The organism is Shinella sp. (genome assembly GCF_049651085.1).
In the GTDB taxonomy this organism is placed as follows: domain Bacteria; phylum Pseudomonadota; class Alphaproteobacteria; order Rhizobiales; family Rhizobiaceae; genus Shinella.
On the sequence record NZ_JBASBL010000032.1, the window covers coordinates 96,166 to 118,790 of the forward strand.

The 22,625-nt window shown below is 64.1% G+C and carries 21 protein-coding genes and 1 riboswitch; of the genes, 13 read left to right on the plus strand and 8 right to left on the minus strand.

Annotated features, from left to right (window positions below; genetic code table 11):
- Window positions 1-52: 52 nt before the first annotated feature.
- Window positions 53-249: riboswitch (cobalamin riboswitch) on the minus strand.
- Between the two features lie 306 nt (window positions 250-555).
- Entirely contained in the window at window positions 556-1,152 is a 597-nt protein-coding gene (locus WA950_RS21805) for a DUF6656 family protein (protein ID WP_424553838.1), read from the plus strand.
- A gap of 7 nt (window positions 1,153-1,159) precedes the next feature.
- Here the strand turns inward: WA950_RS21805 and WA950_RS21810 are convergent, their stop codons facing one another.
- Window positions 1,160-2,209 (minus strand): GGDEF domain-containing protein, encoded by a 1,050-nt coding sequence (locus WA950_RS21810; protein ID WP_424553839.1) that lies wholly within the window; start codon window positions 2,207-2,209, stop codon window positions 1,160-1,162.
- A 168-nt stretch (window positions 2,210-2,377) separates the two neighbouring features.
- On the opposite strand from WA950_RS21810, the gene WA950_RS21815 reads away from it, so the two are divergent.
- Complete coding sequence (locus WA950_RS21815) at window positions 2,378-3,352, plus strand: L-threonylcarbamoyladenylate synthase (RefSeq protein WP_424553840.1); 975 nt, start codon at window positions 2,378-2,380, stop codon at window positions 3,350-3,352.
- Window positions 3,353-3,368: 16 nt separating this feature from the next.
- The gene (locus WA950_RS21820; RefSeq protein WP_424553841.1) at window positions 3,369-4,799 is read left to right on the plus strand and encodes an FAD-binding oxidoreductase; all 1,431 of its coding nucleotides are present in this window, start codon (window positions 3,369-3,371) and stop codon (window positions 4,797-4,799) included.
- A gap of 2 nt (window positions 4,800-4,801) precedes the next feature.
- Here the strand turns inward: WA950_RS21820 and WA950_RS21825 are convergent, their stop codons facing one another.
- On the minus strand, window positions 4,802-7,126 hold the full coding sequence (locus tag WA950_RS21825) for a DUF1217 domain-containing protein (RefSeq protein ID WP_424553842.1): 2,325 nt from the start codon (window positions 7,124-7,126) through the stop codon (window positions 4,802-4,804).
- A gap of 284 nt (window positions 7,127-7,410) precedes the next feature.
- On the opposite strand from WA950_RS21825, the gene WA950_RS21830 reads away from it, so the two are divergent.
- Window positions 7,411-7,974 (plus strand): DUF6101 family protein, encoded by a 564-nt coding sequence (locus tag WA950_RS21830; protein WP_424553843.1) that lies wholly within the window; start codon window positions 7,411-7,413, stop codon window positions 7,972-7,974.
- A gap of 76 nt (window positions 7,975-8,050) precedes the next feature.
- On the opposite strand, the gene ubiA is transcribed toward WA950_RS21830, so the two are convergent.
- Entirely contained in the window at window positions 8,051-9,004 is a 954-nt protein-coding gene (gene ubiA / locus WA950_RS21835; protein WP_424553844.1) for a 4-hydroxybenzoate octaprenyltransferase, read from the minus strand.
- A gap of 58 nt (window positions 9,005-9,062) precedes the next feature.
- Complete coding sequence (locus WA950_RS21840; protein ID WP_424553951.1) at window positions 9,063-9,848, minus strand: MipA/OmpV family protein; 786 nt, start codon at window positions 9,846-9,848, stop codon at window positions 9,063-9,065.
- A gap of 192 nt (window positions 9,849-10,040) precedes the next feature.
- Between WA950_RS21840 and WA950_RS21845 the strand changes: the two genes are divergently transcribed.
- The 3 genes from WA950_RS21845 to WA950_RS21855 all read left to right on the plus strand — a co-directional run bounded on the left by WA950_RS21845 (window position 10,041) and on the right by WA950_RS21855 (window position 12,273).
- A complete protein-coding gene (locus tag WA950_RS21845) occupies window positions 10,041-10,280 on the plus strand; it encodes a hypothetical protein (RefSeq protein ID WP_424553845.1) in 240 nt (79 codons plus the stop codon).
- Between the two features lie 159 nt (window positions 10,281-10,439).
- Window positions 10,440-11,711, plus strand: a complete 1,272-nt coding sequence (purD, locus tag WA950_RS21850; RefSeq protein ID WP_424553846.1) for a phosphoribosylamine--glycine ligase — start codon at window positions 10,440-10,442, stop codon at window positions 11,709-11,711.
- A 103-nt stretch (window positions 11,712-11,814) separates the two neighbouring features.
- Window positions 11,815-12,273, plus strand: a complete 459-nt coding sequence (locus tag WA950_RS21855; RefSeq protein ID WP_424553847.1) for a plant virulence effector HPE1-like domain-containing protein — start codon at window positions 11,815-11,817, stop codon at window positions 12,271-12,273.
- Window positions 12,274-12,374: 101 nt separating this feature from the next.
- Here the strand turns inward: WA950_RS21855 and WA950_RS21860 are convergent, their stop codons facing one another.
- The 3 genes from WA950_RS21860 to WA950_RS21870 all read right to left on the minus strand — a co-directional run bounded on the left by WA950_RS21860 (window position 12,375) and on the right by WA950_RS21870 (window position 15,808).
- Window positions 12,375-12,869, minus strand: coding sequence for a DUF523 domain-containing protein (locus WA950_RS21860; protein WP_424553848.1), 495 nt, complete (start codon window positions 12,867-12,869; stop codon window positions 12,375-12,377).
- Window positions 12,870-12,882: 13 nt separating this feature from the next.
- Complete coding sequence (gene glyS / locus WA950_RS21865) at window positions 12,883-14,997, minus strand: glycine--tRNA ligase subunit beta (RefSeq protein WP_424553849.1); 2,115 nt, start codon at window positions 14,995-14,997, stop codon at window positions 12,883-12,885.
- A 139-nt stretch (window positions 14,998-15,136) separates the two neighbouring features.
- Entirely contained in the window at window positions 15,137-15,808 is a 672-nt protein-coding gene (locus WA950_RS21870; RefSeq protein WP_424553850.1) for a hypothetical protein, read from the minus strand.
- Window positions 15,809-16,017: 209 nt separating this feature from the next.
- On the opposite strand from WA950_RS21870, the gene WA950_RS21875 reads away from it, so the two are divergent.
- From WA950_RS21875 to WA950_RS21900, 6 genes are all read left to right on the plus strand, one after another.
- Window positions 16,018-16,908, plus strand: a complete 891-nt coding sequence (locus tag WA950_RS21875) for a metal ABC transporter substrate-binding protein (RefSeq protein WP_424553851.1) — start codon at window positions 16,018-16,020, stop codon at window positions 16,906-16,908.
- Window positions 16,905-17,774 carry a manganese/iron ABC transporter ATP-binding protein gene (locus WA950_RS21880; protein WP_424553852.1) on the plus strand — a complete coding sequence of 290 codons (870 nt, stop codon included), beginning with the start codon at window positions 16,905-16,907 and terminating at the stop codon, window positions 17,772-17,774. The genes WA950_RS21875 and WA950_RS21880 overlap by 4 nt, the downstream gene beginning before the upstream one ends.
- The gene (locus tag WA950_RS21885) at window positions 17,771-18,643 is read left to right on the plus strand and encodes a metal ABC transporter permease (RefSeq protein WP_424553853.1); all 873 of its coding nucleotides are present in this window, start codon (window positions 17,771-17,773) and stop codon (window positions 18,641-18,643) included. Before WA950_RS21880 ends, WA950_RS21885 begins: the two co-directional genes overlap by 4 nt.
- Entirely contained in the window at window positions 18,640-19,488 is an 849-nt protein-coding gene (locus WA950_RS21890) for a metal ABC transporter permease (RefSeq protein ID WP_424553854.1), read from the plus strand. The genes WA950_RS21885 and WA950_RS21890 overlap by 4 nt, the downstream gene beginning before the upstream one ends.
- A gap of 127 nt (window positions 19,489-19,615) precedes the next feature.
- Window positions 19,616-20,851: an NAD(P)/FAD-dependent oxidoreductase gene (locus tag WA950_RS21895; RefSeq protein WP_424553855.1), complete on the plus strand. Its 1,236-nt coding sequence runs from the start codon at window positions 19,616-19,618 to the stop codon at window positions 20,849-20,851.
- 39 nt (window positions 20,852-20,890) lie between these two features.
- On the plus strand, window positions 20,891-21,841 hold the full coding sequence (locus tag WA950_RS21900) for a nucleoside hydrolase (protein WP_424553856.1): 951 nt from the start codon (window positions 20,891-20,893) through the stop codon (window positions 21,839-21,841).
- 30 nt (window positions 21,842-21,871) lie between these two features.
- Here the strand turns inward: WA950_RS21900 and ung are convergent, their stop codons facing one another.
- A complete protein-coding gene (gene ung / locus WA950_RS21905; RefSeq protein WP_424553857.1) occupies window positions 21,872-22,567 on the minus strand; it encodes a uracil-DNA glycosylase in 696 nt (231 codons plus the stop codon).
- Window positions 22,568-22,625: the final 58 nt, after the last annotated feature.

Below are 22,625 nucleotides of genomic sequence, written 5' to 3' on the forward strand. Positions count from 1 at the left end.
CGGGCGACAAACCGCACGGACTGCACGCTTCCGGGCCGCCCGCCGCAGCCAGTCACGATCGTTCCTCAAGGCTGGTTTCCGGGCTGAGGAGTGTCCTTTCGGACCGGTGCAGCGCCTTCCCAGGCTTTTCGCCCAGTGGCTTCTGCTGCACCTTGCTCCAACACCGTTGCGGGGGCAGCGCCGGATTTAAACCGGCTTCCCAATTCTCCACTCACCTTCGAGAGCGGCACCTTGAGTGTCTATATCTAAGCTCAGGACTTTGCCAGAAGCATGCCGGAAAACGACACGCCGTCATGATTTGACGACAGTCGGCCACAGTGAGATAACAGTCTCAGCATTAAGAAACACATTATATATCAACGAGATAATTCATCTTCGACGGCCACCTACCTCCCCTTTCACCACGACGGGCCCGACAGGAAGGCTGTTGTCATATTGCGACGAAAAAGACCGCCTGCAGGAATGAGGCATGGCGCAGAAACGAATGCTTAACCACGTCTCCATAATCTTTGCTCCGATCCGGGCGCGAGGATGGAGTGCCGAGGCGTGCAGCAGATGAATTTCCGATATTACGACGCCGTCGCCTACAAGCGCGCGAACCCGCCGAAATACGCCACCCATACGGAATTCCTGCGCACCGGCCGGATCGACCGCCAGCGCAGCTGGAGCCCGTCGGAAAAACGCTATCTCGCCTATGAGGAAATCGCCGAACGCACCGGCCGCAAGCTGGAGCGGGCGGGCAGCATCACCCACGGCCGCATCAACGGGTTCCACCGGTCCATCCAGTTCCCCAAGCTGATCTTCCATCGCACGCTGGCCGGGGCGCCCCATCTTGGCTACTGCCACATCACGGTGGCCAATTCGCGCTTTGCGGAATTCGAGAACGTGCAATGGGCCTTCTACATGGCGAATTTTCTCGCCGATATCGGCGAGGAGGAGCAGTTTTTCGCCGATGTTTCCAAAAAGCCGGGCCGCATGTATTTCGCCGTCGCCATCGCGCCGACGGAAGTGGAAGGCCGCCTGAAGATCGATCGCACGGTGCGCGACAACGGCGTCATCTTCCGCACGAACGATCCGAAGCGCGCCATGAAAAACGTGCTGATGCTCGGCGCCCGCAACGAGGCGCTGCGCAAGGCCATCCGGGCGCTCTGAGCTTCGCTTACGCCCTGTAGAGCATCCATTCCTTTCCGGCCGGCACTTCGTCGCCGCGGCCATAGACGACGATCTGGTCCCCGCCGCTGCCTTTCGCCTCCGCAAGCGCCCGTTCACAGGCGGCTGCAAGGTCGAGCGGACTATCGGCGCGATCCGACATACACACACCGGCCGATAGCGTCAGATTGCCAAGATTGCGGCCGGTGCGCGGATCGCGCAAGGCCACCGTCTGGAAGGCGGCGCGCAAGAGGTCGATGAGCCGTGTCACCTCGCTCTCGTCCGACGTGCGGAACAGGAAGCCGAAACGCAAGCCATCGAAACGCACTGCAAGCTCGCTCGAAGGGAATGCCTGACGGATGAGGCCGCCGTAGAAGGTCACGAGGTGATCCGACAGCACCTCGATCTGACCGGGCGAGAAGCGGCGCTCCGCATCGATCTCGGCAACGGCCACACCGCACGACATCGGCAGGCCGGGATTGGCATACACCCGCGCAAGCGCCTTGTTGAAGGCGCGGCGGTTGCCGAGTTTCGTCGGCGGATCCACGAATTTCATCGCCTCGAATTCGGCCATCTCCTTCTGGATGCCCTCCATCGTGGCCGATTGCGCGGCAACCTTCTCCACCATTTCCGCCGTGTGGCTGACCCGCTGCTCCGTCGCCCGTTGCAGGGCTTCGAGCGAGCTGCCGAGCGCACCGCCCGCGTCGCGGATGACCTGCGAAGCCTCGCCGATCAGGCGGCCATAGTCATTGAGCGAAGAGCGTTCCTGACTGAGCAGGTCCATGAAATTGCTCATCTCGTTGCTGACAGCGCCAACAGAGCGCTGCAGGACGCTCGCTTCGTGCTGGTGCGGCAGATATCTGCGGCCAAGCTCGTCGAGGGCGGCCTGCGTCTTGTATTTGCCGAGCGCGATGAAGTCGCGCACGAGGTCCGGGTTGCCGCCGGCATAGGCCTCGTAGACCAGCTCGTAATTGCGCGGCAGGCCATCGATGCCCATCTGCTTCATGGCCGTTGCGATGCGCAGGGCAATATCGGTCGAAGAGGATTTCTTGTGAGCCATCAAAATACGGACCTGTGTGCGGGATGTTCAACCTCTCATAGCAGTGGGCGCTTTCGGCTGCTCTAACCCGGCCGTTCAAATTTTAGGCAATGTTCGCTTGCCCGGCGCAGCCCTTGGCATTTGCCGGAAAAGCGCTGTAAAGGAAGCCGAAAGCGACGGAAGGACGACATGGCTGATATCGTGGATACGCGGACGGATGCGCAGGCCGCGCTGGCGCGCGCTGCAGAAACCCTCGGCCGCGGCGTACCGGTCGCCATTCCCACCGAGACAGTCTACGGCCTTGCTGCCGACGCCACCAATCCGCAGGCGATCACCCGCATCTATGAAATGAAGGGCCGGCCGCGCTTCAATCCGCTGATCTGCCACATGGCCGATCTTGCCATGGCGGAAAAGCACGCCGTCTTCGACCCGCTGTCGCGCCGGATCGCCGAAGCCTTCTGGCCGGGACCGCTGACGCTCATCCTGCCGATCCGCCCGGAAAGCGCGATCCACCCGCTGGTGCGCGCCGGGCTCGACACCGTCGGCATCCGCGTTCCGAGCGGCATCGCCAGCCGGCTGATTTCCACTTTCGGCCACCCTCTGGCCGCCCCGAGCGCCAACACGTCGGGCCGCATCAGCCCCACCAGCGCGCACCACGTCGCCGAGGATTTCGGCGACAAGCTGGAACTGGTGCTAGACGGCGGACCGGCGACCGTCGGTCTCGAATCCACCATCCTCAAGGTCGAGGGCGAGACGATCCGGCTGCTCCGGCCCGGCGGGCTCGATGCCGCCGATGTCGAGCGGGTCATCGGCCGCCCGGTCCTGCGCAACGACAAGGCCGGCGCGACGATCGAGGCGCCCGGCATGATGGCCTCGCACTATGCGCCCGATGCGCCGGTGCGGCTCGACGCCAGCGACGTCCGGCCGGGCGAGGTCCTGATCCGCTTCGGCGGCAAGGCGCTTGCCGGCGAGGACAGCGCGGCGCTCGTGCTGGACCTCAGCCCGAGCGGCGATCTGGCGGAAGCCGCCACCAATCTCTTCGGCTATATGAAACAGGCCGACGCCACGGGGGCACGCTCCATCGCCTTCTCGCCGATCCCTGCGACCGGCCTCGGCGAGGCGATCAACGACCGCCTGCAGCGCGCCGCCGCGCCGCGCGGCTGAAGAGGAAGAAGACACCGTGATCCAGCCAAAGCTTTCGCCCGATCTCATCGACCGCTTCGCAGCGGTCACCGGACCGGCCCATGCGCTGGCCGACGGGAAGGACATCGCGCCCTATCTCGTCGAAAGCCGCGGGCTCTACCACGGCACCTCGCCGCTGGTGCTGCGGCCAGGCTCCGTGCAGGAAGTATCGGACATTCTGGCGCTTGCCACCGAGACCCGCACCGCCATCGTGCCGCAGGGCGGCAATACCGGCCATGTCGGCGGCAGCGTGCCGCGCGAGGGGGAAGCGGACGTCGTCCTGTCTCTTTCCCGCCTCAACCGCATCCGCGATGTCGACCCGGTGGGCAATGTGATCGTGGCGGATGGCGGCTGCGTGCTGGCAGATATCCAGAAGGCCGCCGAGAACGTCGACCGGCTGTTTCCGCTGTCACTCGGCTCGGAGGGCTCCTGCCAGATCGGCGGCAACCTTTCCACCAATGCGGGCGGCACCGCCGTGCTCGCCTATGGCAACATGCGCCAGCTCTGCCTCGGCCTAGAAGTCGTGCTGCCGACGGGAGAGATCTGGAACGGTCTGCGCCGCCTGAAGAAGGACAATACCGGCTATGACCTGCGCGATCTCTTCATCGGCGCGGAAGGCACGCTCGGCGTCATCACCGGCGCGGTCCTGAAGCTCTTCCCCCGACCGCTCGGCCACGAGGTCGCCTTTGCCGGCCTCAAATCCGTGAAGGATGCGCTGGCCCTCTTCGAGCGCGCCTCCAGCCGCTGCGGCACGGCGCTGACGGGTTTCGAGCTGATGCCGCGCCTCGGCGTCGACTTCACCACGCGACACATACCGGGCGTGCGCGACCCGCTAGCCAGCCGGCACGACTGGTACGTGCTGATCGACATCTCCACCTCGGACACGGCCGACACGGCGGCGCGCATGATGGAAGCGCTGCTTGCCGAGGGCATCGAAACGGGGCTGGTCGAAGACGCGGTCATCGCTGCCAGCGAAGAACAACGCAAGGCGCTCTGGCACATGCGCGAAAGCATGTCGCCGGCGCAGAAGCCGGAGGGTGGCTCGATCAAACACGACGTCTCCGTGCCGGTCTCTGCCGTCCCGGACTTCATGGCAGAGGCGGACGCCGCGGTGATGACGGCAATTCCCGGCGCGCGCATCTGCTCCTTCGGCCATATGGGCGACGGCAACATCCACTACAACATCTCGCAGCCCGTCGGCGCGGACAAGCAGGCATTCCTCGACCGCTGGCGCGAGATGAACCACCTGGTGCACGGTATCGTGCTGAAATACCACGGCTCGATTTCCGCCGAGCACGGCATCGGCCAGCTGAAGCGCGACGAACTGGCCAGCGTGCGCGAGCCGATCGAGATGGACCTGATGCGGCGGGTAAAACGATCCTTCGACCCCGCCGGCATCATGAATCCCGGCAAGGTGGTCATCGCCTGAAACTATCGGCCGCCGGTGCGAAGCTGCGCCAGCGACATCATCAGGTCGGCGCTGACGCCGCCCGAGCCGGCACCGGTCAGAACCGAAAGGGCGGGATCGGTCATCGTCTGATTGTCGAGATCGTAGAGTACCGAGAACTTCACGATCATCTTCGAAACCTTTTCCGGATCCTGCAGGTCCTTCAGCTCCAGGTGACGCTCGATCATTTTCGCCTGCGCGTCGATGTCGGCGCTGCCGATCTCGTCCGGCAGCTGGTAGAGCACCTTGAAGACCTCGAAGAGCGCATCGTCGGAGAGGATATCGTAGGGGTTGGAAATCGTTCCGGCCTTGCGCTCAAAATAGAGGGCAAGGCGCACGCCGGCATTGTCGTTGCCCGCCTCCTCCTCCAGCTTCTGGCGAACATGGCTGTCGATCGTCTCGTAGATGCCGCGGCGCGACTGGATCTTCGCTTCGTCCGGCCGCTCGACCATGCCCTGGCCATTGAAATTGAAGGAGGCGACGATCTTGCGATACGAGCGATCCGCCTGCTGGTTCACGAAGCTCTTGGGATCGTCGAGATCCGAGGTGAAGATCTTCGCCATGAACGCTGCGTCGACACTTGTCGGGTCGATGCCGTTTGCCTCCAGCACGAAGGCGACAAGACGCGCATCCGTCAGGAATTCCTTGACGGAGTCGATCTTCTGCATCGCGGAAGAGTAATATTTCGCCTCCTCCTCGGCGAGTTTCTTCTCGTCAGCCGTTCCGAAGCGGGATTTCTCCGTCATATAGGCGCGCGACATGACGAGGATTTCGGCTTCCGACTGCGCCAGCTTCGGCGCCGTGATGTTGCCGTCCGACCCGAAATTGAACGCCTTGGCCAATTCGAGGAAGCGCTCGTCCTTCAGCCCGTACACATAGCTCTTGGGATCGTTGAGATCACTCTTCAGCACATTCTTGATGGTGAAGGCAGAGACCTTTGCCGGATCGATGCCGAAGGCCTTCAACGCGAAGCTGTAGACGGTCGCCTCGCCCAGGAATTCCTGCACGGTCTTCACCGAACCGATCTGGCTCTTGAAGCGCTTGATGGCGAGTTCGTCCGCCTCGTCGTCCTTGTCGTTGTAGTGGATCATGTATCCACGGGTGGCGGCGGCGGTCTGCGCGCTCGTCTGCGCCGGCTCGCCGCCGGAAAGCGTGCCGTCCTCCTGGAAATTGAAGGCGGCGCGCAGCGCGACGTACTTCTCCTTGTCGGCGCCACCGAACAGGTTGACGTAGCTGGTGGGATTGTCCGGGTTCGGATCGCTCGTGATGATGTTGCGTATCGTCAGGCTGCCGACGGCAAGCTTGTCGAGACCGAAGGCGACCTTGAGATAGGAGACGAGACGCGGATCGTTGACGATTTCCTGCGCGGTGGTGATGCTCCCCATGCGGCTTTCGAAATACTCTTTGTTGAGCAAAGCCGCGGCCGAGGTCACACGCGGATTGGAAAGCGTATAGCGCTCGTTCGTTTTCGCCTTCTGCGCCGCATCCTGCACCGTGCCGGCGGTCGCCGTTCCGTCGCTGGCGAAATTGAAGTCCGCCGCAAGCGCATGGTACTTCCCGGCATTGTTGATAATGGCGGTCTGCTGCGTGATCAGCGCCTTGAGCTCCGCAATGCGCGGCTTGTTGGCGGCGTTGGATTCCAGGCCGGCAAGTTCATCCTGCGCCGCCTCGATCGCCGCTGCGGCATCGACCGCGCTGGCGCCGAAATGCGTATTGAAATAGCTGCTCGGATCGCTGAGATCGCTGCTCAGCACCTCGCGGACGACCTGCCGCGAATAGGTGGCCGGGTTGATCCCGTAGGCCGTGAACATGTAGCTGCGCAGGCGGTCGTTGTTGAGGAGTTGATCGGCGCTCGTCACCGTGTCGATGACCGCATTGTAATAGCGCGTCTCCTCCTTGATCGCCGCGCCGGCATTGGTGGCGGTGGCGGAATAGAGACCGATGACCTCGTCGAGCTGCGCCTCGGTCTGGGCCACGGCGGTCGAGGCGGTAAAGCTGAAGGCGCTGGCGAAATCGCGGTAGCGCGGGTCCGTCAGTTTGTTGGCGAAGCTGTTGGCGTCCGCAAGATCGCTTTCCAGCACCTTGCGCATGAAGGCCTTGGCATAGGTCATTTCCTCGAGGCCATGCGCCTTCATGGCGAAGGAATAGAGCTGGTAGTCGTCGAGGAATTCATCGACCGAGGCGACCTTGCCGATGGTCTCCTTGTAATACGCCGCTTCGCGCGCGTTGATCGTTTCCGTCGCTGTCCGGTTCAGCGACGTCAACATGTCCTTCGCGATGAGGTTGTAGCTCGTATAGGTCGACAGCATCGGGGAACCATTCCTTCCAGTCATCGGCAGGCCGATCGGCGGCATTTTCGCGCGCGAGGCTTGTCCCGGCCTGTCGGCGCGACGGTTCGAATGTCGCCGGTGGCGTTCACCTCTCCTAAACCCTAGCCCGTGCGGTTTTGCTAACCATCAGGAACTGCAAAGTTTTCTTAACCGCGATTTTTAAGCGGCAGGGAAGGGAGCGCGCCTATTCTCGCCCTCAGAGGACGAAAAGTCCCGATGAGAAGACCGGACACCGGCTCTCAAGGAAAACAAGGGCGAAAGACATGCTGAATACCGTTTCCAAGCCGGCATGGGCCGGCACCACGCTCCGGCTCGATCCCAAGCGCTTCCCGCAGCAGATGACATTCGAGCTCAAGGCGGAAGGAACCGACGCCACCATTACCCTCGACGAGCGCGGCGCTGTCCTGCGCAAGGTCCTGCCGTCGAGCGGCCTGCCGCTGTCCATCGCCCTGCCCGCCCGCGCCTTCAAGGGCGTCGCGGCACGCGCCATCGACCATGGCAACGGCAACGTGACCGTGACGCTGGAACTGCACCACGACGATCCGGACCTCTGCATCCCGCTGCTGGTGGCGCACGATCTCTGCGACATCGCCGCCGACTGGCGCAGCTGGGCGGACGCCTACCGCATCCCCATGCTCATGGTGGAAGCCGACGGCATCGCCCGCCCGCTCGACGACCATCTGAGCGTCGGCAGCAGCCCCGCCAAGCCGCGTCGCCGCCATTCCTATTTTGCCGACCGCCGTCCCCGCTTCCTCGTGCGCCGCACGACCGGCAAGCTCGGCGTCCAGATGAAGATCGACGGCCGGGAAATCATCGCCCGCCGTTGAGCCTGCGATGAAGACATGACCTCCAGAAAGCCGGCCGTTCCCTGCGGCCGGCTTTTTCGTGTTGCGTCTGAAATGCTCAGGCGAAGGGGATGGCGACGGCCAGCGCAAGGAAGATGGAAAAACCGACGATGTGGTTGAACTTGAACAGCGCCAGGCACTGCACCGGATCGTCGATATCGAGCGTCCTGATCTGCCAGGCGAGCATCGCGGCGGCGGCGGCAAGGCCGAGCCAGGCGACAATGCCGACACCCGCCATGAAGAAGGCAAGTGCGATGAGAAGCACCGCGAGCCCGTAAAGACCGATGAGCCATTGACGTGTCTTTTCGCCGAAGAGACGCGCGGTGGAGCGCACGCCGATCAGCGCATCGTCTTCCTTGTCCTGATGGGCATAGATCGTGTCGTAGCCGATCGTCCAGGCAATCGCGGCAATGTAGAGCGCGACGGCAGCAATGGAGAGATTGCCGAATTCCGCCGCCCAGCCCATCAGTGCGCCCCAGGAAAAGGCCATGCCGAGGAAGAACTGCGGCCAGTCGGTAAAGCGCTTGGCGAAGGGATAGATCGCGACGATCAGCAGCGAGGCGACGCCAAGCCCGATGGTGAAGATATTGAACTGCAGGAGGACGACGAGGCCGACAAGCGCCTGCAGTGCCATGAAGATCTTCGCCTGCCGGCGCGTGACGCGGCCCGACGGCAGCGGACGCGAGCGGGTGCGCGCCACCGCCTGGTCGATATCGTGATCCACGAGGTCGTTGTAGGTACAGCCGGCGCCGCGCATGGCGACGGAACCAAGGAAAAACAGGAAGAGATGGACGAGGAAGCGCGTCCATTCGAACGTGCCGGCCGCCGCCGCGACATTGGCCGACAACGCCGCCGACCAGAAGCAGGGCCACATCAGCAGCTGCCAGCCGATCGGTCGGTCCCAGCGGGCAAGCTGCGCATAGGGCCAGGCACCGCGCGGCAGGGCGCGGTAGACCCAGTTGTCGGAGGGCGCGTCGGCGACGCGACCGGAATCGGAGGGTGAACTGATCATGCACCTAGATCGCAAGCCGCTTGTCGCCGGTCAAGCCGGCACGACGTCGCGGCGTGCGTCAGGGCAGCGTGAAATCGAAGCGGTAGGTGGCCGAAACGCCGATCAGGAACTGGTCGCGGTCGCCGCGCGTCTTGACGAGGCTCGAATCCGCCGCCGAACCGACGAGACGTTTGTATTCGGCGAAGGCGCTGGTCTCGATCTTCTCGTTGACCTGCCAGGTGATCGCCGCGCCCGCACCCACCGAATGAATGCCGCCATCCGGATCGTAGGCGGCAAGACCGGAGGCCGCAGCCTGGCTCGGCTTCACCCCGTAATAGGCCTTCATATAGTCCTTCGAGGCAAGGGTCAGGCGCGGACCGGCCGAAATGCGCACGTCCGGCCGCACATCGACGAAGGCATCCGCCGCGATATCCGCCACGACGCCGTGATGGCTGCGGATGCCGTGGCGCACTTCGCCGCGCACGCGCAGCCAGTCCGTCGGATAGACTTCCGCAAAGGCGCCGAGTTCACCGCCGAGCTTTATCTCCGTCAGGCCCTTGAGGTCGTCCGAATCGTCCTCGTCACGCGGCATGATCAGCTTGCCGGTCGCGCCGGCGCGGAAGGCGCCGTTGTCGATGAGCGCGAAGGCCGGATTGTCATTGCGCGAGGAGAAGCGGACCGTGCTGCCGGCCTTGCCGAGCGAAATCATCGGCGTGACCTGGAACAGGTAGGACTTGCTGCCCTCATAGCGCGGCGCAGCAAAGCCGGCAGCGCCGACTTTCAAATACCAGTCGCCGGACCAGAAATGACCGCCCTCGCCCGCAAGGGCGGAAACAGGCGCAAGAAGGAGAGCGGCCGCAGTCATTGCGGTCGATGCACGGATACTCAATACACAATCCTCGCTTTGCCGGCCGACCCGCCGCGGGCCGCCGAAACCTTTGATTGCATGAACATTAGCCCCGTTTCATTACCGTTTCGCTAACCATCGCCGGCCCGTTGCCGTGGAACGATTCGGACCAGTTTGCGTTTTCCGGCTGACAAAACAAGGAGTTTCCCGATGACAGTCAGCACGATGGAACTGAAGCTTCAGGCAATTCACGACGATGCCGGCCTCTCCCGCAAAGAGAAGATCGCCAGGCTGGAGAAACTACGCACCGAAGCGCGCGCCCTCCAGCGCGCCGCCACCGAAAGCGCGATGGTGGAAGACGACGGCTGGTACGAGGACGTTCACCTGATCGACACGGCACTGGAAAAGCTCGGCCGCACCATCGAGGAAAAGGGCGCAGCGACGCTCTGACGCCCCGTAACTCTTGACCTTTCAGTCCGGCAGCCTTAACCCGCCAGCCAGCAGGGCATTTGCGCTTTTTTCCGAAACAGCCAGACGCTCTGCCTTTCATTTTGACGCGATTGCAAACGCAAAGGCGCAATTGCTCTAGGACGGATCGAGGGTGCGGGCATGAAGGTTCTGTTGATCGGATCGGGCGGACGCGAGCACGCCCTTGCCTGGAAGCTGGCGCAGTCGCCGCTCCTGACCACGCTCTATGCGGCTCCCGGCAATCCCGGTATCGCCGAATGCGCGACACTCGTTGCCCTCGATACAGACGACCACGCCGCCGTCTCCGCCTTCTGCGCGGAAAATGGCGTGACCTTCGTCGTCGTCGGCCCGGAAGCCCCCCTCGTCGCGGGTCTGGCCGATGTGCTGCGGGCTGACGGTATCGACGTCTTCGGCCCCTCGGCCGCCGCCGCCCAGCTCGAGGGATCCAAGGGCTTCACCAAGGACCTCTGCGCCAAATACGATATCCCGACCGGCGCCTACCAGCGCTTCACCGATGCCGCAGCCGCCAGGGCCTATGTGAAGGCTCAGGGTGCGCCGATCGTCATCAAGGCGGACGGGCTTGCCGCGGGCAAGGGCGTGACCGTCGCGATGACGCTCGACGAGGCGCTGGCTGCCGTGGACGACTGCTTCGACGGTGCCTTCGGCGCAGCCGGTGCGGAAGTCGTGGTGGAAGCCTTCCTCGATGGCGAGGAGGCAAGCTTCTTCTGCCTTTGCGACGGCGTGAACGCATTGGCGCTCGCCTCCGCACAGGACCACAAGCGCGTCGGCGATGGCGATACCGGCCCGAATACCGGCGGCATGGGTGCCTATTCGCCCGCCCCGGTGATGACGCCGGACATGGTCGAGCGCACGATGAAGGAAATCATCGAGCCGACGATCCGCGGCATGGCGGCCGATGGCCATCCCTTCCAGGGCGTGCTCTTCGCCGGCCTGATGATCACCGCCAAGGGTCCCGAACTCATCGAATACAATGTGCGTTTCGGCGATCCGGAATGCCAGGTGCTGATGATGCGGCTTGAAAGCGACCTGTTGCCGATCCTGCACGCGGCGGCAATCGGCCGGCTCGACAAGGTTTCCGCCGAATGGCGCGATGCGCCGGCGCTGACCGTCGTCATGGCCGCCAAGGGCTATCCGTCCGCCTACGAGAAGAACACGCCGATCCGTTCCTTGCCGGCCGACGATGCCGGAAGGAAGGTGTTCCATGCCGGGACAGCCCTGAAGGACGGCACGCTGGTTGCGACCGGCGGGCGCGTGCTCAACGTCACGGCCGTCGCGCCGACCGTTGCCGACGCGCAAAGGGCGGCCTATCAGGCACTCGACCGGGTCGAATGGGAAAACGGCTTCTGCCGTCGCGACATCGGCTGGCGCGCGGTAGCCCGCGAACAGGCCTGACACTTCCGGCAAAAACCGGCTGGTAGATCAAAGTTTACCATTTCTCCTGACGGGACCGTAACCGGCGGGCGCTATTCTCCCTTCAACGATGAGGAGAACCGTGATGCGTATCCTGCTGCCAACCATTGCCGTCATGCTTCTTGCCGCGCCTGCCCTGGCAGGTTCGATCCAGCCGGTCGCGGGCTCAAGCTCGGGAGACAGCATCTCGACGATCCGCTGCACCGACTGCCCGACGCTCAAGCAGAAGATCAAGGCCGCGACCTACCATGTCGATGCCATCGCCCCCGGCACGCAGAAGATCGAGATCCGCGAACAGGATGGCGAACGCAGGATCTTCCGCACGGAAGCCTGGATGGGCGGTTCGCCCGTGCTCTTCGTCAGCAAGGCGCCCGCCGAGAGGGTTGTGGCGGCCGACGCGGACAAGCCGGTCGATGCCGTTGGGGTCGATGCTGCTTCTCAGACCAGCGCCGTCAACGCGGACGCCGGACAGCAGGCGGAGGCGGCCACGATGGCAGCCTCACGCGAGTTTGATCCGGAAATGTTTGAACTTCGGCTCAACTGAGCCCATATTGATGAGGCCCTGCCTCTCAGTCCCTCCAGGCTGACAGGAATCCGCGAAAGCGGACGTTTGCGCCCCTGACCTCAAGCAGGGGCGTACGCGTATCAGCCATCTTCCCCCAAATCGCTGACGAGCCGGTCGACCTCGCGGTCGGAATAGACGGTGACCCCGCTCCGGCGCAAAAGCGCCGCCGTCACGCCCTGCCCGGCATGCCGGGCGCCGGAAAACGTGCCATCATAGACGAAACCGGAACCGCAGGACGGACTGCCATCGATCAGCAGCGCGTGCCGACAGCCGTTTTCGCGCGCCACTTCGAGGGCAATGCGGGCACCGTCGATATAGGCTGCAGAGACATCCCCGCCGGAAATTTCGATCACCCGCGCGCGCCCGTCGAGCACGTCATCGCCGTTCAGCCCGTTTTCGATCTCCGCCGGCGGACGCGGCACCTGGAATCCGCCCGCCAGTTCCGGGCAGAGCGTCACAAGCCGTCCCTCCGCCTTCCAGCGGTCGACCGCTGCATGCAGCAACGGCTTGGCCGATCCGTTGTAGCGGACCGGCAGGCCGGCAAGGCAGGCGCTGATGAGGATCTTGCCGGCCATCAGCGCCCGTCCCCTACCCCGTGATCTTGGAGAAATCCGCGACCGTGCCCGTTGCCGAACGGATGGCGGACAGCAGCGCGAGACGGTTGGCGCGGATGGCCGGGTCTTCGTCGTTGACGAGCACGTCGGTGAAGAACTGGTCGACCGGTGCGCGAAGTGCGGAGAGCGCTTCCATCGCCGAGCGGAAGTCTTCCGTCGCGACGGCCGCGGCAGCCCCCTTGGCGGCAGCTTCCACCGCAACGTGGAGCGCCTTTTCGGCGTCGAGCTTCAGAAGATCGGCCGAGACCGCGCCTTCGACGACCGTGCCCTTCTTCTCTTCCGCCGCAAGAAGCTGCGTGGCGCGCTTGGTGCCGGCAAGCAGGTTCTGGCCCTCTTCGGACGTGATGAAGGCCGTCAGCGCCTCGACGCGGCGGGCAACCATCAGCAGATCGTCGGCATCCGGCGTCAGCACGGCGTCAATGAGGTCGTGGCGCGCGCCCATGTCGCGAAGATAAACCTTCAGGCGGTCGTGGAAGAAGGCGAGAAGGTCCGGATCCGGCGCGACCGAAAGGAGCGGCAGGCGGATGTTCTTTTCAAGCAGCGTGCGGATGACGCCGAGCGCCGCACGGCGCAGCGCATAGGGGTCCTTCGAGCCGGTCGGCTTCTCGTCGATCGCCCAAAAGCCGATCAGCGTGTCGAGCTTGTCGGCAAGCGCCACGGTGAGGCCGACCTTGTCGGCGGGCACTCGGTCTGACGGCCCCTGCGGCTTGTAATGATCCTCGATCGCCTCGGCGACGGCGGCATCCTCGCCCTGCAGCGCCGCATATTTACGGCCCATGATGCCCTGCAGTTCAGGGAATTCGCCGACGGCTTCGGTGCGCAGGTCCGCTTTCGCAAGCACCACGGCACGGTCGACAAGCGCAGCATCGGCACCCGTCACCTTCGCCAGTTCCGCCGCAAGCGTGCGGATGCGCGAAACGCGTTCGCCCTGCGTGCCCAGCTTGGCATGGAAGGTGACGTTCAGCGCGTCGAGCTTGGCCATGCGCTGGTCGAGCGGTTTGGCGAGGTCGAGGCCGAACTTTTCGGCAGACACCGCCAGCGTCTCCAGGTCGGGCAGGTCGCCCTGATCGCGCAGCCAGAAGTGCTTGGCGTCCGAGAGACGGGCGCGCACGACCTTGCCGTTGCCATGCACGATCTCCTTGCCGCCATCCTTCGCCTCGATATTGGCGATCAGGATGAAGTGGTTGGAGAGCGTATCGGCACCCGGCTTGCGGGTGACGAAACACTTCTGGTTCGTCTTGATGGTCAGGCGGATGATTTCCGAGGGAATCGAGAGGAACTCCTCGTCGAACGTGCCCATCAGCACCTGCGGCCATTCGACGAGGCCGCAGACCTCTTCCAGAAGCCCCTCGTCCTCGACCAGTTCCAGGCCGTTGGCGAAGGCGATATTGTTGGCATCCGTCGCGATGATCTGCTTGCGGCGCTCTGCATCGAGCACGACCTTCGCCTTTTCCAGATTGGCGACATAGTCCTCGAAGCGGCGCACGGTGATGGCTTCCGGCGCATGGAAGCGGTGGCCGTAGGTAATGTTACCGGCGACCAGCCCGTCGATCTCGAAGGGAACGACACGCGTCTCGTCCGTTTCCGAGCCGAAGGTGCAGACGATCGATTGCAGCGGGCGCACCCAGCGCATCGCACCGGGCTTTGCCGAGGCGGCGCCGGAGCGCATCGACTTCGGCCAGGGGAAATTGCGAATGATGCCCGGCATCACGTCGGCGATGATCTCGTCGGCCGGGCGGCCCGGCTTGACGAGATGCGCGACGTAGAAATCGCCCTTCTTCGGATCTGAATGGACGTGGGCTTCGGCGACAGAGGCCAGACCGGCCTTGCGCAGAAAGCCCTGGATCGCCTGCTCGGGAGCCGAGGTTGCCGGTCCCTTGATATCCTCGCGCACGTCGCTCGAGCGGGCGTTGAGGCCGCGGATGTCGAGCGTCAGGCGGCGCGGCGTCCAGTATTCGCGCGCGCCCTCATAGGTCAGGCCCGCCTCCACCAGCGCATCGGTGACGAGTTTCTTGAGGTCGCCCGCCGCCTTGCGCTGCATGCGGGCGGGAATTTCCTCGGAGCGGAGTTCAAGCAGGAGATCGGGCATGTCAACTTTCCTCACCCTCCCCGCATGGGAGAAGGTCGGCACACCGTGCCGGTATGGGGTAAAAATCGTGTGCCTCTGCTAGCAAAGTTGGGCGGTGCTGTACAACGGCAAATATGCCGCCCGGCTCACGGAAAAACCGTCAATGCGCGCTGGCAGCAACCTCGCGGGTGCCTTCTTCCGCTTCGGCGCCCGCATGCTCACCTTCGGCGGCAGGGCCGGCCTTTGCCGTCTCGGTTGCCTCGGTAGCGTTCGGATCGAAGCAATCCTCCCGCACCTTCATCGCCGTCACGATGGTCTTGATCTCGTCGAACGAGAGTTCCTTGCGCTGGCCGTAGAACTCGCCGTTTTGGGCAGGCGTGCCGGCCGTGTAGCGGGCAACGAAGGGCATGCTCATGCCGGGAATGGCGGCGGGGTCGCGTGCGAAGAGCACTTCGGCGCCGATGGCGCGCCCGCGCATGTCCGCACGGTTCACGGGACCGGCGGCATCGAGCAGGATGACCTGGTAGAGATCCGCCTCTTCGGCGTTGGAGAGCGCACCGGCAACGCGCAGCGCCGTCTTCACGCGCACCTCGCCGTCCTTGGCGTCCGAGCGCACATATTTGCGCAGCCATTGCTGACCGTTGCGGTCGAGGCGGACGGTCGTGACCGTGGTGCAGGCGGCGCCCGAGACCTTTTCCGCCGAGGGTCCGAGCAGCACGTCGCGGCCGACGAAAATCGCCGCCGCACCCGACGTCCCCGTCAGGACGGAAATACCGGCAACGATGATCAGAAGTTTCCGGGACAAGCGGAACGAGGTCGGAAAAAACTTCACGGGCGACGAACTTCTCTTTGAACGCAGAACACGGACGCGCCGAGAGCGCGCGAACTTGGCGCACTCTACCTGCCGGGCGTTTCGGAAGTTTTAAACCCGGGCGTCCGATTTCGGCACGTTCTTGCGAATGATTTGCAATAGCATTGACAGGTTGCAAAAGGGCCCTATAGTCTACTGCAACTCATTCGCAAAAGCAGATCAGGAACCAGATGCTCCGTCGTTCGCTCAATGCCCTTCTCGCAAGCCTTCCGCTTCTCATGGCCGCACCGGCCCTCGCTCAGGAAAAGCCGAAAGTCGTAACGACCTTCACGATCATCGCGGACATCGCGTCCAACGTGGCGGGCGATGCGGCCATCGTCGAATCCATCACCAAGCCGGGAGCGGAGATCCACAACTACCAGCCGACGCCGCGCGACATCCTGAAGGCGCAGGACGCGAAGCTCGTGCTGTGGAACGGCCTCAATCTCGAACTCTGGTTCCAGAAATTCCTCGTCAATCTCGGCGACGTGCCGAATGTCACGGTCAGCGAAGGCATCGAGCCTATGGGCATCGTGGAAGGCCCCTATGAGGGCAAGCCGAACCCGCATGCCTGGATGTCGCCGAACAATGCGCTGATCTATGTCGAGAACATCCGCAAGGCGCTGGGCGCGCTCGACCCGGCCAACGCCGCGACCTACGACGCCAACGCCAAGGCCTATGGCGAGAAGATCAAGGCGCTCGGGGAAGAGATGAAGGCGAAGATCGGCGCGCTGCCGGAAGAAAAGCGCTGGCTCGTCACCAGCGAGGGCGCCTTCAGCTACCTCACCCGCGATTTCGGCCTGAAGGAATTGTTCCTCTGGCCGATCAATGCCGACCAGCAGGGCACGCCCAAGCAGGTCAAGGCAGTGATCGACGCGGTGCGCGAGCACAATATCCATGTCGTCTTCAGCGAGAGCACCGTCTCGGCCGCCCCGGCAGAGCAGGTCGCCGCAGAGACCGGCGCCGCCTATGGCGGCGTACTCTACGTCGACTCGCTGAGCGAGGCGGACGGCCCCGTGCCCACCTATCTCGACCTCCTGCGCGTGACCTCCGAGACCATCGTGAAGGGTCTTTCGCAATGATGATGGGCGGCAAGCCGAAAAAGGTGGACGGCATTGTCGCCGAAGACGTGACCGTCACCTATCGCAACGGACAGACGGCGCTGCGCCATGCCAGCTTCTCCGTGCCGAAAGGCACGATCACCGCGCTGGTCGGCGTCAACGGCGCGGGCAAATCCACGCTCTTCAAGGCGATCATGGGCTTCGTGCCCGTCGCAGCCGGCAAGGTGACGATCCTCGGCCTGTCCGTGCGCGAGGCGCTGAAGAAGAACCTCGTCGCCTATGTGCCGCAGGCCGAAGAGGTCGACTGGACCTTCCCGGTGCTCGTCGAGGACGTGGTGATGATGGGCCGCTACGGCCACATGAACTGGCTGCGCATTCCCACAAGGCACGACCATGAAATGGTCGACAAGGCGCTGTCGCGGGTCAATATGAGCGCCTACCGCAAACGCCAGATCGGCGAGTTGTCCGGCGGCCAGAGGAAGCGCGTCTTCCTCGCCCGGGCGCTGGCGCAGGAAGGCCAGGTGATCCTGCTCGACGAACCCTTCACCGGCGTCGACGTCAACACCGAGGAACAGATCATAGAACTGCTCGGCAAGCTGCGCGACGAAGGCCGCGTCATGCTGGTCTCCACCCACAATCTCGGCAGCGTGCCGGATTTCTGTGATCGCACGGTTTTCGTGAAGGGCACGGTGATTGCCTCCGGCCCGACCAGGGAAACCTTCACCGAGGCCAATCTGGAGCGCGCCTTCGGCGGCGTGCTGCGCCATTTCATCCTTGGCGGCCACGACCTGCACGACGATGAGGACAAGCGCTCCATCAAGGTCATCACCGACGACGAGCGTCCCTTCGTCATCTATAGCGAGAGCGATCCGGAGAAGACCTCGTGATCGAAACGCTCCTCGAACCCTTCACCTATGGCTACATGGTCAACGCCATGTGGGTAAGCGCGCTGGTCGGCTGCATCTGCGGCTTTCTTTCCGCCTATCTCATGCTGAAGGGCTGGTCTCTGATCGGCGACGCGCTGTCCCACTCCATCGTCCCGGGCGTTGCCGGCGCCTACATGCTGGGCCTGCCCTTTGCGGCCGGCGCATTTCTTTCCGGCGGGCTTGCCGCCGCCGCCATGCTCTTCCTCAACCGCAAGACCAAACTGAAGGAAGACGCCATCATCGGCATGATCTTCTCCTCCTTCTTCGGTCTCGGTCTCTTCATGGTCTCGCTGTCGCCGACACCGGTGAACATCCAGACCATCGTGCTCGGCAACATCCTCGCCGTCACCCCGGAGGATACGATCCAGCTCGCCATAATCGGCGCCGTGACGCTCCTCGTCCTGCTGTTCAAATGGAAGGACCTGATGGTCACCTTCTTCGACGAGAACCATGCCCGCTCCATCGGCCTCAATCCGACGGGTCTGAAAATCCTGTTCTTCACCCTGCTCAGCGCCTCGACGGTCGCTGCCATGCAGACGGTCGGCGCCTTCCTCGTCATCGCCATGGTGGTGACGCCCGGCGCAACCGCCTATCTTCTCACCGACCGCTTCCAGCGCCTGATCGTCATCGCCGCCGCACTCGGCGCGGGAACCAGCCTTGTCGGCGCTTACCTCTCCTACTTCCTCGACGGCGCGACGGGCGGCATCATCGTCGTGCTGCAAACGGCGATCTTCCTTCTCGCCTTCCTCTTCGCACCCAAGCACGGCCTTATCGCCGCCCGCCGCCGGAGCCGGCTGGCGCTCCAGAGCATGGAAGGCACCCGGCCATGAACGAGACACTCGAATTCGTCTTTTTGCCCTTCCAGCTCGCCTTCATGCAGAACGCCTTCATGGTGACGCTGATGATCGCGGTGCCGATGGCGCTGCTCTCCTGCTACCTCGTGCTGAAGGGCTGGTCGCTGATGGGCGACGCGGTCTCGCATGCCGTGCTACCCGGCGTCGTCATCGCCTATGTCGTCGGCCTGCCGTTCGCGGCCGGCGCTTTCGTCGCTGGTCTGTTCTGCGCGCTTGCAGCCGGCTTCCTCAAGGACAACAGCCGGGTGAAGGAAGACACGATCCTCGGCATCGTGTTTTCGGGCATGTTCGCCCTCGGCATCGTGCTCTATGTGAAAATCCAGCCGGACATCCACCTCGACCATATTCTCTTTGGCGACATGCTCGGCATCGCCCTATCCGATCTCGTGGAAACGGCGGCAATCGCCTTCGCCTCGACCGGCTTCATCCTCCTCTTCCGCAAGGACCTCCTGGTGCACGCCTTCGACCGGCAGCACGCCTCGGCCATCGGCCTGCCGGTCAAGCTCCTGCATTACGGCCTGCTCACCGTGCTCTCCCTCGTCGTGGTCGGCGCACTGAAGGCGGTCGGCATCATCCTGGCGATCGCCATGCTGGTGGCGCCGGGCGCCATTGCCGCCCTCCTGACGCGGCGCTTCCCGAGCATGCTGATGGTCGCCGTCGCGGTCGCCGTTGGAGCCACCTTCTTCGGCATCTGGCTGAGCTTCATGCTCGACAGCGCGCCAGCACCGACCATCGTGCTCCTGATGAGCATCGTCTTCGTGTTCGCCTTCTTTCGCCAGGTACTGCAAAGCCGCAGGTCGGCGGCGGAGGCAGGCAGGTAGGCTGACCCGGGGGAACAGCCGCTCTGTCGACAGCCACCCGGTTTCCGTCTATCGTCCGGCGCGACCGACCTCGCTGCTTCGCCAGCGTCGGGTCGCAACGATTGACAGAACAAGCAAACGGGACGGCATGGCGCATATCGGTATCGTCGGCGGCGGCCTCATGGGTTGCGCCACAGCGCTCAATCTCATGGAGCAGGGTCACAGCGTCACCATCCTTGAGCGGGACGCTGGCGGACTGCCGGCCTCGGTCGGCAATGCGGGCATTCTGGCCGTGCCGGAAATCGATCCGCTCGCCCGGCCGGACATGCTGCTCTCCGTGCCCAAATGGCTGCTCGATCCGCTCGGGCCGCTTACCGTGCGCTGGCAGGACCTGCCGGCGCTGACGCCCTGGCTCCTGAAATTCCTCTTCTCCGCCCGCGCCGGCAAGGCCGCGCAAAGCCGCGCTGCAATGCTCTATCTCATGAAGACCGCCGAGGCCGATCATATCAGTCTCGGCGCCTTCGCCGGCATTTCCGGCCATATCCGCGACACCGGCGCGCTGACGGTCTTCGACAGTCTTGCCGCCCGCGACAAGACATTCGCCCACGAGGCGGAAAACGCGCAACTGATCGGCTGCAATGCCGAGAAGCTGGATACAGATGAAGCGCGCCGCCGCGTGCCGGCGTTGCAGGGCGCCTTTGCCGGTGCAATCTTCAACGACGGCTACAAGACCTTCGAATATCCGCTGACCTTCCTGCGCCGGCTTCAGGCCGCGCTGCGCGAGCGGGCGACGCTGCTCGATGCGACCGTCTCCTCCGTGGCGCAGACGGAAAACGGTGTCGTCGTGCGCACGGAAGGCGGCCGGGAATTCACCTTCGACCGTCTGGCGATCACCGCCGGCGTCTGGTCACGCCGCTTCGTCGCCGATCTGGGCCTCAAGGTGCTGCTCGAGACCGAGCGCGGCTACAACACGACCATCATGAACCCCTCGACCACGCTGGAAATGCCGGTCTTCTTTTCCGAGCACGGCTTCGTCGCGACGCCGTTCGAAAATGCGCTGCGCATCGGCGGCGCGGTCGAACTGGCCTCGCCGGATGCGCCGGCCAACTACAAGCGCGCCGCCGCCATGCGCAAGAAGATGCGCCGCTACGTGCCCGACCTTCAGGAAGAGGGCGGCACGGAATGGATGGGCCGTCGCCCCTCGACGCCCGACAGCCTGCCGGTCATCAGCCTGCATCCGAGCGATCCGCGCATCGCCTTCGCCTTCGGCCACGGCCATGTCGGCCTGACGCTTTCGGCCACGACCGGCCGCCATATCGCCCGGCTGCTTTCCGGCGAAGGCGAGAGCGCGCTTGCGCCCTTCTCCATCGGCCGCTTCCAGTAGACGCACGATCTCCACAACGGCAAAAACAAGAGACCGACCATGCATAAGGTTATTTTTGACACGGATCCCGGCGTCGATGACGCCATGGCGCTCCTGTTCCTGCACAATCATCCCGAGATCGACCTGATCGGCATCACCACCGTCTTCGGCAACGCCTCCATCGAGACGACGACGCGCAACGCGCTGTTCCTCAAGCGCGAATGGGGCATTGCAGCCCCGGTCGCCCGCGGCGAGGGCAAGACCTACAACCCGATGCGCAACCCGACCGACTGGCCGGTAATGATCCACGGCCATGACGGGCTCGGCAATATCGACGTGCCGGAGACGATCGACCTGCCGGTCGATCCGCGCCCGGCGCACCGCTTCATCATCGAGACGGTCCGGGCCAATCCCGGCGAGGTGACGCTGGTCGCGGTCGGCCGCATGTCGAACCTTGCCTATGCGCTGAAGGAAGACCCTGGCATCGCCGGCCTCGTCAAGCAGGTCATCATCATGGGCGGGGCCTTCGACGTGCCCGGCAACATCACCCCGGCCGCCGAAGCCAATATCCACGGCGACCCGGAAGCGGCCGATGTCGTGATGACCGCGCCGTGGAAGGTGGTGGTCGTCGGCCTCGACGTGACGATGAAGACCGTCATGACACGCAAGCGCCTCGCCGAACTCACCGCGAAGAACGGCAGGCACCTGAAGCTGCTGTCGGACATTTCGCAGTTCTACATCGATTTCTACGGCCGGCATGTGAAGGACGAGGGCATGGTGGTGCACGACAGCTGCGCCTGCATCTACCTCGTCGCGCCAGACCTCTTTACGACCCGCAGCGGCGCGATCCGCGTCGTTGCAGGCGGCATCGCCGACGGCCAGACGATCCAGAAGCCGGACGCCCGCAGCTTCCCGCCCGGCAACTGGGATGGCCTGCCGAGCCAGCACGCCTGCATCGGCATCGATGCGGAAAAGGTGATGGGGCTGCTGGACGAGACGCTGGCGCTCTGAAAAAGAAGCCTGTCCCTCAGTGGACGCCGGTCACCCCGGCGTGCCTGGCAGCGCCCAGTCGATCGGCTTGCGGCCATGCTTTTCGAGGAATTCGTTCGCCTTGGAAAACGGCCGCGTGCCGAAGAAGCCGTTATGGGCCGAGAGCGGCGACGGGTGGGGCGAGCGCAGCACGAGATGGCGGTCGCGATCGACGAAGGCCGCCTTCTTCTGCGCATAGGAGCCCCACAGAATGAAGACGACGGGCTTGTCCTGCTCGTTGACGGTGCGGATGACCGCGTCGGTGAAGCGCTCCCAGCCCTTGCCCTGATGCGAGGCGGCGCGGCCCATTTCCACCGTCAGCACGCTGTTGAGCAGCAGCACGCCCTGCCTGGCCCAATGTTCCAGAAAACCGTGGCGGGCTGGCGGGATGCCGAGATCCGCCTGCATCTCCTTGTAGATATTGACGAGCGAGGGCGGCGTGCGCACGCCCGGCTGCACGGAAAAGCAGAGCCCGTGCGCCTGCCCCTCACCGTGATAGGGATCCTGCCCGAGGATGACGACCCGCACCTCTTCGAGCGGCGTCAGGTCGAGCGCCCGGAAATATTCGGCACCCTTCGGGAAAATGTGCCGCCCCTCCTGCCTCTGCTCCAGCAGGAAGGCTTTCAGCTCGGCCATGTAGGGGCTGGAAAACTCCGCCGAGAGCGGGGCCTTCCAGCTCTCGCCGATCTTCACTTCGCTCGCTGTCATTGTCCGCTCCCGTCGCGCATGTCGTGGAGCGAGTTTAACGCCGGATGAGCGGAACGAC